Genomic DNA, 12,940 nt, shown 5'->3' on the forward strand with positions numbered 1-12,940 from the left:
TTATTAAATTATACACCATTTTATAAAAAAATTATTGAATAACTTTTTTAATTTTGTCGAAAACTCTTGATATTTATTGAATATACTTAATTTTAGGTATATTTTTAATATGATAGAGGTGGATAATAATTTATGGAAAAAATAATTCAAGAACTAGTAAATACTTTAACAGATGATCAATTTTTTTTAATTTTGTCGAAAACTCTTGATATTTATTGAATATACTTAATTTTAGGTATATTTTTAATATGATAGAGGTGGATAATAATTATGGAAAAAATAATTCAAGAACTAGTAAATACTTTAACAGATGATCAATTTTTAGAATTTTATGAAAAAGTCAAACAACAAGCAGAATTAATAAAAAAACAAAAACGTTTAAATGAAATTGATCAAAAATTTAGAGCGCAAAGTATTAAATGCCCTAAATGTGAATCTTACCATTGCGTTAAAAATGGACATAATTCAGAAGGAAAACAAAAATATTTATGTAAAAATTGCCGTGCAAGTTTTGACGCTTTTCGTAATCATTTTATTTATTGAAGTCATTTAAATTATGAACAATGAAATTTATTGATTCAAATTTCATTGCTGGGGCAATCTAGTAAAACAATTTCTCGTTTTATTAAAACTACATTAAAAACTGCTTGATATAATCGTCAAAAATTAATGAAATCAAAACAATTAGAAAATACCCAATTAAAATTTAAAAAATTATCTGGTAAAATCCAAATCGATGAAACATTCATTAAAGAAATCCATAAAGGAAATTTCAAATATAAAACTGATCCACGAAGAATTCACCTTGACCCATTCGCAACTAATACTAAATGCTGTATTCAAATGGCAATTGATAATAATAACAATATTTATGTTAAATCCACAAACACCAAACGTTTACAAAAACAATGAGTTATTGAAAATATGAACAAAGAATTAATTAACGAAAATTCAATTATTACTTCTGATATGCAAAAATTATATTTTTTAGTAGCAAAACAAACAAATTCTACTTTATGTGTAACTAAAACAACAATTAATCCTGAAGCTAGTTATCGTAACTTAAGTAAAATCAGTAAATTACAATCTAGTCTTAAAGAAGCCTTAATTCATTATCATGGTTTAGGTTTTACTAATATTCAAAATTATTTAAATCTCTGAAAATGAAAATACCAACATAAGGGTTTAACTCCAAACCAACAAACAGCGGTATTATATTTTAATGTATAAAAAAGTTAAAGTAAAAATAGTAATTTTACATAAAAGCCTTTTAAAATTATCAAGTTGATGATTTTTTTATTTTATCAAGAGTTTTCGACAAAATTAAAAAATAACTTCAATAAAATAAAGAGTTTTTATATATTATTAATCAAATTAATAGACTTCTTGCAAAATTAATTTAAAATATAATTGAATTGTTGTTTTTAATAAAAAGGTGGAATTTAAATGAAATTTAAAAAAAATAATCAAATAAGTGATAAAAATTTTTTAAGATTAACTGGTATTAAACATACTACTTTTAATAAAATGCTAGAAATTTTAAAAATAGAAGAATTAAAAAAGAGATTTCGTCGCGGAAGAACCAATAAATTATCATTAGAAAATCGTATTTTAATGACTTTAGAATATTGAAGAGAATATAGAACTTATTTTCATATTGCAAAAAGTTATGATATTAGTGAAAGTAGTTGTTATAGAAATATCAAATGAATTGAAGACACTTTAATAAAACACCCTAATTTTCAACAACTTACTGGTCAAAAATCACTATTAAAAGATTATTTCAAAGATAAGACTGTTATAATTGATGTAACTGAAAGCCAAATCCAACGCCCAAAAAAAGACAAAAACAGCACTACTCAGGAAAAAAGAAAAAACACACAATAAAAACACAAGTTATAATTGAAAAAGATAGTAAAAAAATTATTAGTTCTGATTTTTCTTATGGTAAAAACCATGACTTTAAAATTTTAAAAGATTCAAAAATTAAATTTTTACCAGAAACAACTGTTTTAGTGGATTTAGGTTATCAAGGCATACAAAAAATTAATCATAATGTTTTAATTCCTAAAAGAAAATCAAAGAAAAACCCTTTAAATAAAGAAGAAAAGCAAAATAATGAGCGAATTTCAAAAATGAGAATTGTTATTGAAAATGTTTTTGCTATACTTAAAAAATTTAAAATTATTAGTGAAAAATATCGAAATCGTAGAAAAAGATTTGCTTTAAGATTTAATTTAATAGCTTCAATTTATAATTTACAACTATTAGTTTAAATATATTTGATAATTTAAAATTTCAGTCTTTTTTTATTGTAAATAATAATTTTTATTATGTTTTAATGACAAAATATTTGTAAAAATAATCTAAAAATTATTTTAATAACACTTTTATATTTATTTTAAATTTAAAAATTATAATTATCATATTAATTTTGCAAGAAGTCTAATATATAAAAAATATTAATACAATAACACCTAATATAACTTATGAACGCATAATAACAATCTCACTACCTGTGGCGTCAATAACTGTTGAAGCCTTTTGGTCAATAATACCGCCATCAACAATAAAATCAACTTCAAGTTTATTCTCATTAATAGTTATAATTGAATTTTCATTATGAACATTAGCACTAGTGGCAAATAGTGGTCCTGTTTGATAAATAATATCTTGTAACCAGCGATAATTGGTAATTCTAATCGCTATCGTTTCGGTGGTATTCCCTTTTTGTTTAACAATAATTGTTATTTTTCCCTGAGGATACGATTCATATAACTGTTCAACTTGTGAAGTAATAACCCCTATATCTTTTGCCATTGCAATATCACTAACAATAACTGCCAATGGTTTATTTTTATCTCTTAATTTTAAATGCGAGATTCTTTTAGCGATAAATTGCGAAGCATAAATTCCCACTAAACCATATACTGTATCCGTAGGAACGATACCAACTTGCTCGTTTAATAAATTATGAATAACAAGATTTTTTTGTTCTAATGATAATATTTGCATAAACTCATAAAACTATCTCGGTACCGATTGTTGCAAATACTTTTCAATATCATTATCCATAATAGTTATTCCTTCATTAAGACTTTTCTTAAAAGCAGAACGACTAGTGCTATAAAAATTATTTACCTTATTAGCATAAGAATTAAATCACTTACGAGCTAAATCAGAAATAAATTTGCTATCTAATTTATATAAAATAGCATCTTTTAAATATCCAAAAAGCGGTTCGTGTTCTAATGCCACCCGATAGATTAAGAGCATTACCCGATCAACATCGAGATCCAAACCACGGTCATAACGATTATAAAAAATATTAATTAACTTCGCCACACGAGCATTACTTTGTGCCATATTAATACGATGCAATTCCTGAACTAAAACAAAATCCTTTTCATATTCATTTTTAATTTGCTGTGTAAATCCCATTGTTGCTGGTGTAATATTTGGTAATGGATTTACAACTCCCAAACTATTAAATTCTTCATTTTCTTTTATTAATGGTTTAATATTATTATTATCCTGTAATAAATTTTCTTTAGCATAAAAACTATCAATCTCTTCGTTTTTAATATTCATTGTGGCATTTAAACTACCATTATAACTAGGGGGGTTTACATAACCAGCATAAACATTATTAATATTAGGGATATATTCCGTTTTTGGTTCTTTATTATTATATTTCATATTTTGTAAATTAGAATTTAAACTAAACGCTGTTCCATCCTCAAAACTATTTTCTAATAACAAGTTATATTTTAATAATGAATTGTAATTCATTGCAAACTCAACAATAGCAACAATTTTAGCAACAATTATCACTCCGCCGATAATTCAAATTGAGCGACTATTTAACCACGAAATACTTAAACCACTGTTACCACCATCCATATACATTGCTAATGATATTTGCGAATAAAAAGATAACATTAAAGATATTGCCATTGATAATGATAATAAAAAAATTCAAGCAATAAGATATTTACTTTGCTTAGTTTTATAATTTTTAAAATTTAAAAATAAAGCACCCGCAATACTTATTAAACTAATAAGTAACGATAATAATGGTAACAAAAGAATTTTTGTTGAAGACAATAGTAAAGAATCTTTAAAAACATCACTTCAAAGAACAACTTCACTACTTAGGTAATTAGCAATAATAAAATATACAAGGTTTCATATTAATATTACATTAGCAATTAAATAAAGCCATTTTTCTTTTCTAATCATATTATCTCTACCTCACACTAGAAACTAATTCTACTTTATTAGATGCTTTTTTTCCGCATTCTAATAATTTTTTTATATTTGTAATTATATCACACAACAATTGCATTAAATATTAAGATTGGATAAAGGTCGCGTTTAGTTTTCTTAGGTATTTTTTAAAAAAGAAAAAATAATCATTTACTATAAATTATTTCAATATGCAAATTAAGTATATATTTCTTATGTATGATTTTTGTTGTAAAAAATTATTTTAATGTTGTTTTTATAAGCATTTTACTTAGTTTCTATAGAATTTTATTGAGATTATGTTTGTTAATATTAAATATTTTGTTTTATTACTTATTTTTCAAATAAAACGATAATTAAATTGTAGTTACTTTTCTTTCAAAATTAATCAAATATTTTTCCACCTAACAAAACTTTACGCGTCCTTTAATCAATAAATTATAAAATAATTTTAATTTTGTCGAAAACTCTTGATAAAATAAAAAAAATCATCAACTTGATAATTTTAAAAGGCTTTTATGTAAAATTACTATTTTTATTTTAACTTTTTTATACATTAAAATATAATACCGCTGTTTGTTGGTTTGGAGTTAAACCCTTATGTTGGTATTTTCATTTTCAGAGATTTAAATAATTTTGAATATTAGTAAAACCTAAACCATGATAATGAATTAAGGCTTCTTTAAGACTAGATTGTAATTTACTGATTTTATTTAGGTTACGATAACTAGCTTCAGGATTAATTGTTGTTTTAGTTACACATAAAGTAGAATTTGTTTGTTTTGCTACTAAAAAATATAATTTTTGCATATCAGAAGTAATAATTGAATTTTCGTTAATTAATTCTTTGTTCATATTTTCAATAACTCATTGTTTTTGTAAACGTTTGGTGTTTGTGGATTTAACATAAATATTGTTATTATTATCAATTGCCATTTGAATACAGCATTTAGTATTAGTTGCGAATGGGTCAAGGTGAATTCTTCGTGGATCAGTTTTATATTTGAAATTTCCTTTATGGATTTCTTTAATAAATGTTTCATCGATTTGGATTTTACCAGATAATTTTTTAAATTTTAATTGGGTATTTTCTAATTGTTTTGATTTCATTAATTTTTGACGATTATATCAAGCAGTTTTTAATGTAGTTTTAATAAAACGAGAAATTGTTTTACTAGATTGCCCCAGCAATGAAATTTGAATCAATAAATTTCATTGTTCATAATTTAAATGACTTCAATAAATAAAATGATTACGAAAAGCGTCAAAACTTGCACGGCAATTTTTACATAAATATTTTTTTTAATTTTGTCGAAAACTCTTGATATTTATTGAATATACTTAATTTTAGGTATATTTTTAATATGATAGAGGTGGATAATAATTATGGAAAAAATAATTTGTTATAATGTTGGTGGAATCGTTCAATCTTCCCATTGGATTGAGGCGAACGAATGGGCCTGTCCAAAATTCTGTGTCTCGATAATTCATTCTGAATTATACTTAAACGAAGGAGAACAGAAAATGACAAAATTAAAAAAATATTTCAATTAATCGCCGAAACTGCTTGTTTAACATCAGTAAATATTGCTAAAGAAAAAGGTTCATTTCCCTTCTTAAAAAACCGCACCGCCTTCATATAATAGTGGTTATATGAAAAAAATGAACCCCGAAATTCGTAATGCCATTAAAAAATATGGGATTCGTAATTCCCACTTACTAACTATCGCTCCTACGGGAACAACCGGAACAATGGTTGGTGTTTCTACTGGTTTAGAACCATATTTTGCTTTTAACTTTTATCGGAGTGGTCGTCGTCTTGGTAAAAATATTAAAGTTAATGCTAAAATTGTTGATGAATGACTAAAATATCACCCCGAGTATGTTGATAAACCACTACCTAATATTTTTATTAGTGCGATGGAACTAACGCCAATTGCTCATGCTGATGTACAATGTATTATTCAACGCTGAGTTGACTCGTCAATTTCCAAAACCGTTAATGCTCCTGTTGGCTATACCGTTAAAAATGTGGAAAAACTATATATGCACTTATACAAAAACGGTGCCAAAGGTGGTACTGTCTATGTTGATGGTTCAAGAAACGCCCAAGTACTATCGCTCTAACCGATGACAGCGAACCAATCCAAGAACAACTCGGATCACCATTAGAAACAAAACCATTGTCGCTAGTTCTAAATCCCCCACAAACCCCCAGCAACGCCTTTTTCCCCTACAAACCCCAATACCGCGTGGTATTTTTAAACAAGACCGCGCACCCGTGTGGTACTTAATATCGGCGACCTCTGTGTTTTCTGCGATGAAGGCAACATCGTTGAAGCGGGGGGGGGGATGCAATACTTGCGACAATTGCAACGCTCAGTTACAATGTGGATTATAACATCTTAGAATTAACAAAAAAGAGTAAGGAGTTTAATTCCTTACTCTTTTTTAACGCTTCTTAGCACCCGCTTATTCTTTAATTCGCATATGAGGAAATAATAACACATCTTTGATTGATGATTGTTCCGTTAATAACATTACTAAGCGGTCAATACCAATCCCTAAACCACCAGCTGGTGGCATCCCATATTCTAAGGCTTCAACAAAGTCTAAATCCATTTCATTAGCTTCCTCATCGCCTAAATCTCTTAATGCTAACTGCTGTTCAAAACGATGATATTGGTCAATCGGATCATTTAATTCAGAATAACCATTAGCATACTCTCTACCGCCAATAAATAGTTCAAAACGATCAGTAAACCGTTCATCAGAACAACTCTTTTTCGCTAATGGCGACACTTCCAGTGGATATCCATAAATAAATGATGGTTGAATTAAGGTTTTTTCAACTAATTGTTCAAAAAATGCATTAATAATATGCCCAATCGTATGTTGATGCTTTTCTAAAAGTATCTTATGCTCTTTAGCTAACTTTCGTGCTTGCACTAATGTCATTTCCCGATTAAATTCTACCCCACTAACATTTTTAATTGCTTCCACCATACTCATTTTATTTCATTGCCGAAAATTAATTTTTTGATGATCGTAAGTTATTTCACTACTAGGCAAAATTGCCTTAACTAAATAGCTAATTAAATCTTCGGTTAACTGCATCATAAAATTCATATCCTGATAAGCAACATAAATTTCAATCGCAGTAAACTCAGGGTTATGTTTCGCTGACATACCTTCATTACGAAACAATCGGCCCATTTCAAATACTTTCTCAAAACCACCAACAAGAAGCTTTTTTAAATACAATTCAGGAGCAACTCGCAAGTAAAATGGCATATCCAAAGTATTATGATGCGTTTTAAAAGGTTTTGCTGTTGCCCCCCCTAATATTGGTTGTAAAACTGGCGTTTCCACCTCTAAATAGTCTCTTGTTTGTAAATATTGCCGAATTAAATTCAATATTTGCGTTCTTTTAATAAATACTGCTTTAACTTCTTCATTAACAATTAAATCAACATATCTCCGACGATATCGTTCTTCGATATCCTTTAAACCATCATGTTTATTAGGCAACGGTTTTAAAGCCTTGCTAAGCAATTGAAACGCTACCAGTCTTAAAGTCAATTCCCCAACTTGTGTTTTCATTGCCCCACCCGTAACACTAATGATATCGCCTAAATCTAATTGTTCAAAAGCAAGAAATTCCTCCTTAGAAACTTCATCAAGACGAAGATAAACTTGAATTTGACCATCTTGGTTTTGAATATTAGCAAAAATTGCTTTGCCCGCCGTTCTTAAACCCCTAATTCTTCCCGCAATCGTAATCACATCCGGTTTTCCTTGCAATTGCTCTTTACTATATACATCATATTGTTCTTTAAATTCAGCAGTAGTATGCGTGCACTCTACCTTAGAAATAGCAAACGGATTATGGTTCCCCTTAACTAATTGCTCTAACTTATCGCGTCGGACAACTTCCTGTTCTGAAAATTTTCTTGACATAAATTAACTTCTCCTTTAATTATTTCTTAATTTTACTAGCACCAATATGAATTATATCACTAGTGCGTCCAAAAGGTGGTGCATAGACCAATCTAGGTCGCGTTTAGTTTTCTTAGGTATTTTTGAAAAAAGAAAAAATAATCATTTACTATAAATTATTTCAATATTCAAATTAAGTATATATTTCTTATGTATGATTTTTGTTGTAAAAAATATTTTAATGTTGTTTTTATAAGCATTTTACTTAGTTTTTATAACCTTTTATTAAGATTATGTTTGTTAATAGTAAATATTTTGTTTTATTACTTATTTTTCAAATAAAACGATAATTAAATTGTAGTTACTTTTCTTTCAAAATTAATCAAATATTTTCCCACCTAACAAAACTTTACGCGTCCCCAAATCTAACTTGGCAATTTCTGGTAATGTCATTTGCTTGCAAATCGCAACCGCTAAAGCATTAATTCTTAAAACTGCTTTATTATAACCAACAATTTGTGCTCCTAATAATTTTAAGGAATCAACTTCATAAAGCAATTTTAATTTTAAAGGCATTTGCTTTGACATATAATTTGGTAAATCATAATCATCAATGATAATTGTTTGATAGTTAAAATTCATTGCTTTTGCTTCTCATTCACTTAATCCAGTCCGAGCAACTTGCAAATCGACAATTTGTAAAATCGCACTTCCCAAAGTTCCTTCTAACCGATCATCAACATTGGCAATAAACCCGAGCTAATTTAACTGCTGTTGTTGCTAAAGGAAGATATGATTGTTTTTTAGTTACTAAATTAGTAATTGTTGCACAATCACCAACACTATAAACATTAGCAATATTAGTCTTTCCTTGATGATCAATAACAATTGCCCCATTGTCCAGCATTTCTAAACCCGTATCCTTAAATAATTGGGTATGAGACCGAAATCCCAATGCTAAAACTACTAAATCAGCAGCAATAATTTCATTATTTGCTAATACAATTGTTTAAACATCGTTTTCGCCTTGAAAACCTAATAATTCTTTGGAACAATGCACTTGCACAGTTTTTGCCAATAAATATTCTTGTAGTATAGTAGTAATCTCAACATCAAAAGCTTTAGCACCAACTCGTTCTAATGCCTCAACAAGAATAACTTCTTTCTGCAAATGACTAAATGCTTCAACCAGTTCCAAACCAATAAAACCACCACCAATAATAGCAATTTTTTGTTTATCTTTAACTTGTTTTTTAATATTGTAAGCATCCTCTTTACTAACGGCTGTAAAAATATTTCCTAAATGGTCATTTTCAAATTTAGGAACAATTGGTATCGCCCCCGTAGCAATAACTAAATTATCATATTGTTTAGTAATTATCTCAGAAGTTACTTGATTACAAATTGTAACCACTTTTTTATCAAAATCAACCGCAGTTAATGGCGAGTTTAAAAAAATTTGAATATTTTGTTTTTCAAATCAATCTGGCGTTCTTGCTAATAAATCATTAACATTATCAAATTCTTCAGTAATATAATATGGAATCCCACAAGCGCCTAATGAAACATAACTACTTGCTTGATAAACAATAATTTCCATCGTTGCATCATTTCTTCGTAGTTTACTAGCACAAGTCATTGCCGGTGCCCCCCACCAATAATAATTGTTCGCATAACTTCAATCCTCCTTCTATTTAGTAATTGTTCTTACTAATAATAACACTATGCACATCAAAAAACCACTTGTGTTTTAATAACAAAAAAATACCTTATCATCGCTTAATGATAAGGTACAAATTAAACTAAATTAAGGTTCAATATGTTGGGGCAATATGATGATAAAATCGTTTTGCTAATTCCTCCGCATATATTGGAACCTGCGATTCTTTTTTCCATTTTCAAAATTGTCTTCAAAGAAAATTATTATAACCTTGATATTGATATTTTTCAATAACCTTAATTATCGTGGTTGTAGAAACCATATACATATGACAAGATTTTGGTTTTTACAAACTTGCTGTTAATTAATAAATAAATATGAGCTCATTTATTTATTACAAGAAATATAAGGTTAAATTAATATTTATTATTTTTAGTTATGCCTTGTATTTTTTTGTGCCTTGATAATAATAAACTAAGTTAATTAGTAAACGAAGTTTACTAACAAATTTTGTTAAACATAAATGTTTAAAAAAATAAATATTTAACTTAGTTAGATAACTAAGCTAAATATAACTTAGTTTAATATAACTAAATATTGTAAGGATGGTATGTATATGAGAAATATTGAAAATATTTTTTTAAATACTGAAAAATATCTTTTAAAAGAAACACAAAATGCAGTACTTATTAAAGCACCAGCAATTCCGTGATTGTATGAATCTACTGGTATTTGGTTTTCGAAACGATTTGTTTATAAAGGAAAATATGAGAATTCTATTTGTATAGGAATAATTAGAGATGGTGAATATCGGTTAGTTTTTATTAATGATAAAGGTCAAAAGTCTAGTTTGATTTTAGGTCATGAGTTGTTAGGTTTTTTTGTTGCTGAAAAAGAACATGATAAAAAGGTTGTAAGTTTTGATTATTTTAAAAATTCATTTTAAAAATGTTTTACGATGTTTTCAGAATAAGGGTAAATAAAAAAATATTTTAGTTAGTTTTTATGGTGTTTAAACGGTGCGGAAAGCGTATGCTCCGCCCGTTAATTATCGATGTTAGTTGAGGAGAGTTATTTAACTAAGTTATTGCAATTTTTTTGAGGAGTTTTAGAAATGAAAATGTGAGTTAATGTGGATGAGTCTGGCAAAGATTATTGTCAAGAGTTTATATATTCTATTAATAAAAAAACTGGATTAGAACAAAAAATTTGAGCCTCTAAATCTGCAGTTGAATCTGTTAGAACTGATTTAGTCGGTGATAATTGACTTTGTGTTGATATTGCATATTAAAAGATTAGAAAATTAAGGAGAAAAGAAAAATGAGTATTTTTGGATTAGTGTTTTTTACGATTTTAACATTATTACTAGCATATTATATTGCAGTTAATATTTATCGTTTTTTTAAAGATAAAAAGAAATATGGTAGTGAAGCAAAGCAGTTGCCAAAAGATTTTACTTATTCACAACGAATATTTATTGCGAAATTTAAGAAAAATTTATTAGAAAAAGATGGAGAAGAAATTAACAAATAAAAAAATGTTAAAAATAAGAAAGATAAATTAAAAGGCAGGAAGAGAAAAGTGAAAGTATGATATGGTATTGCTTCTTCAGAAGAAGAACAAAAGATAGATAGAGTATCACAGTTATCTGTATATATTAATGGTGATAATAATACTAAACCTAATCGTGTATGAGCGCGTGATTATGGTGTTGGTCATGTAGAGATAGATATTTTTCATGATGCGTGGGTTTGTATTGATGCTATGTTATTAATTAAGGAAGTTGGTTGTTAAAATGTGGAGCCTGTCCAAAATTGATAATATTTTTCAGGGACTGTACAATTAACTGTGTCTTTAAGTAATTAACTTAAATTCACTCTGTCCTCAAATTTTATCATTAAATGTGAAATTGCACTACCCCAATTTTGAATTGGCATCGTTCATTTCTTAACCATATTTTGAAATGCTAAATAAAATATTTTAAAAACTGATGCGTCATTAGGAAAAATCTTTTTATTCTTAATGACTTTTCTTAGTTGACTATTAACAGATTCAATCGCATTAGTTGTGTAAATAATCCTTCTAAATTCTTGAGGATATTCAAGAAAAATTATTAAATTATTTCAGTTATTTTTTCATGATTTAGTAATTTGTGGATACTTTTTATTTCATTTTTCAGAAAAATGATCTAAAGCAACTAGCGCTATTTCTTCATTAATTGCTGTATAAATTGATTTTAAATCATTAGCTACAAGTTTGCGATCTTTGTAAGGGACAAATTTTAAACTATTACGAATTTGATGAACAATGCATAATTGGTGCTGTGTTTTTGGGAACACAGCTTCTATTGCATCAGACATTCCAGTTAAATTATCGCTACAAGCAACAAGAATATCTTGTAAGCCACGATTTTTCATTTCCGTAAGATTATTAAGTCAAAATTTGGCGCCCTCATTCTCGCTAATTCACATTCCTAAAATATCTTTTAAACCATCTAAATTAATTCCTAAGGCAAGATAAACTGCTTTATTTATTATTCGTTTATCTTGCTTTACTTTAACAACAATACAATCAAAATAAACAATCGGATAAATCTTCTCTAAAGGTTTAGTTTGTCACATTTTAACTTCTTCAATAACATCATCAGTTATTTGACTAATTAAACTTTCTGAAATTTCTGCTCCGTGATAGAATTCTTGCAATTGTGCTTTGATATCAGAAATTGTCATTCCTCTTGCATATAAAGAAATTACTTTTTGATCAAAGTTATCAAATCTTCTTTGTCTTTTCGGAATAATTACTGGTTCAAAAGTACTATTTCGATCTCTTGATACATCAATTGCGATTGAACCATTTTTAGTAATAATGGTTTTTTGTGTGTTGCCATTTCTTTTATTATGATTCTCATCAGTTTCAAGATAATCTTTAATTTCCGTATTTAACATTCGTTCAGTTAATTTTTTGGTAAATTCCTGAAAAATAGTATTGCCTTTAAATAAATCTTGTGGATTATCAATATTTTCTAAAAAATAATCAACAACTTTATCAATTGCGTCAGGTTCTTTTTTTATTTTTTTTGTCATTTTCTGTTCT

14 protein-coding genes and 2 pseudogenes are annotated in these 12,940 nt (G+C 27.4%); 9 read left to right on the forward strand and 7 right to left on the reverse strand.

What is annotated here, in order from left to right:
* The first annotated feature begins 132 nt into the window (after nt 1-132).
* From AAHM82_RS11850 to AAHM82_RS14920, 4 genes are all read left to right on the forward strand, one after another.
* On the forward strand, nt 133-255 hold the full coding sequence (locus AAHM82_RS11850) for a hypothetical protein (RefSeq protein WP_342264071.1): 123 nt from the start codon (nt 133-135) through the stop codon (nt 253-255).
* A 15-nt stretch (nt 256-270) separates the two neighbouring features.
* Nucleotides 271-1,230 (forward strand): IS1/IS1595 family N-terminal zinc-binding domain-containing protein, encoded by a 960-nt coding sequence (locus tag AAHM82_RS11855; protein WP_342264072.1) that lies wholly within the window; start codon nt 271-273, stop codon nt 1,228-1,230.
* Between the two features lie 216 nt (nt 1,231-1,446).
* Nucleotides 1,447-1,887: a transposase family protein gene (locus AAHM82_RS14915; protein ID WP_342263396.1), complete on the forward strand. Its 441-nt coding sequence runs from the start codon at nt 1,447-1,449 to the stop codon at nt 1,885-1,887.
* A complete protein-coding gene (locus AAHM82_RS14920; RefSeq protein ID WP_342264845.1) occupies nt 1,884-2,276 on the forward strand; it encodes a transposase family protein in 393 nt (130 codons plus the stop codon). Before AAHM82_RS14915 ends, AAHM82_RS14920 begins: the two co-directional genes overlap by 4 nt.
* Before the next feature lie 211 nt (nt 2,277-2,487).
* On the opposite strand, the gene AAHM82_RS11865 is transcribed toward AAHM82_RS14920, so the two are convergent.
* From AAHM82_RS11865 to AAHM82_RS11875, 3 genes are all read right to left on the reverse strand, one after another.
* Nucleotides 2,488-3,015 carry an L-threonylcarbamoyladenylate synthase gene (locus AAHM82_RS11865; protein WP_342264073.1) on the reverse strand — a complete coding sequence of 176 codons (528 nt, stop codon included), beginning with the start codon at nt 3,013-3,015 and terminating at the stop codon, nt 2,488-2,490.
* Between the two features lie 12 nt (nt 3,016-3,027).
* Nucleotides 3,028-4,242 carry a hypothetical protein gene (locus AAHM82_RS11870; protein WP_342264074.1) on the reverse strand — a complete coding sequence of 405 codons (1,215 nt, stop codon included), beginning with the start codon at nt 4,240-4,242 and terminating at the stop codon, nt 3,028-3,030.
* Between the two features lie 555 nt (nt 4,243-4,797).
* The gene (locus tag AAHM82_RS11875) at nt 4,798-5,454 is read right to left on the reverse strand and encodes a transposase (RefSeq protein WP_342263374.1); all 657 of its coding nucleotides are present in this window, start codon (nt 5,452-5,454) and stop codon (nt 4,798-4,800) included.
* A gap of 317 nt (nt 5,455-5,771) precedes the next feature.
* Here AAHM82_RS11875 and AAHM82_RS11885 point away from each other — a divergent pair.
* Nucleotides 5,772-6,372, forward strand: a pseudogene (locus tag AAHM82_RS11885) (vitamin B12-dependent ribonucleotide reductase); the annotation flags it as partial.
* Nucleotides 6,373-6,720: 348 nt separating this feature from the next.
* Here the strand turns inward: AAHM82_RS11885 and lysS are convergent.
* From lysS to AAHM82_RS11900, 3 genes and pseudogenes are all read right to left on the reverse strand, one after another.
* Nucleotides 6,721-8,208: a lysine--tRNA ligase gene (gene lysS / locus AAHM82_RS11890; protein ID WP_342264077.1), complete on the reverse strand. Its 1,488-nt coding sequence runs from the start codon at nt 8,206-8,208 to the stop codon at nt 6,721-6,723.
* A gap of 357 nt (nt 8,209-8,565) precedes the next feature.
* Nucleotides 8,566-8,904, reverse strand: coding sequence for a hypothetical protein (locus AAHM82_RS11895; RefSeq protein WP_342264078.1), 339 nt, complete (start codon nt 8,902-8,904; stop codon nt 8,566-8,568).
* Nucleotides 8,819-9,826 (reverse strand): annotated as a pseudogene (locus tag AAHM82_RS11900) (FAD-dependent oxidoreductase). The gene AAHM82_RS11895 and the pseudogene AAHM82_RS11900 overlap by 86 nt, the downstream one beginning before the upstream one ends.
* Nucleotides 9,827-10,463: 637 nt before the next feature.
* Here AAHM82_RS11900 and AAHM82_RS11905 point away from each other — a divergent pair.
* From AAHM82_RS11905 to AAHM82_RS11920, 4 genes are all read left to right on the forward strand, one after another.
* Entirely contained in the window at nt 10,464-10,793 is a 330-nt protein-coding gene (locus AAHM82_RS11905) for a hypothetical protein (protein ID WP_342224003.1), read from the forward strand.
* A 168-nt stretch (nt 10,794-10,961) separates the two neighbouring features.
* On the forward strand, nt 10,962-11,138 hold the full coding sequence (locus tag AAHM82_RS11910; protein ID WP_339023814.1) for a hypothetical protein: 177 nt from the start codon (nt 10,962-10,964) through the stop codon (nt 11,136-11,138).
* 29 nt (nt 11,139-11,167) lie between these two features.
* Entirely contained in the window at nt 11,168-11,380 is a 213-nt protein-coding gene (locus AAHM82_RS11915; RefSeq protein WP_342262442.1) for a hypothetical protein, read from the forward strand.
* Nucleotides 11,381-11,428: 48 nt separating this feature from the next.
* A complete protein-coding gene (locus AAHM82_RS11920; protein ID WP_342264079.1) occupies nt 11,429-11,641 on the forward strand; it encodes a hypothetical protein in 213 nt (70 codons plus the stop codon).
* A 68-nt stretch (nt 11,642-11,709) separates the two neighbouring features.
* On the opposite strand, the gene AAHM82_RS11925 is transcribed toward AAHM82_RS11920, so the two are convergent.
* Complete coding sequence (locus tag AAHM82_RS11925; RefSeq protein ID WP_342264886.1) at nt 11,710-12,930, reverse strand: IS256 family transposase; 1,221 nt, start codon at nt 12,928-12,930, stop codon at nt 11,710-11,712.
* Nucleotides 12,931-12,940 lie beyond the last annotated feature (10 nt).

It is taken from the genome of Spiroplasma endosymbiont of Clivina fossor, from assembly GCF_964031115.1.
GTDB lineage: Bacteria > Bacillota_I > Bacilli_A > Mycoplasmatales > Nriv7 > Nriv7.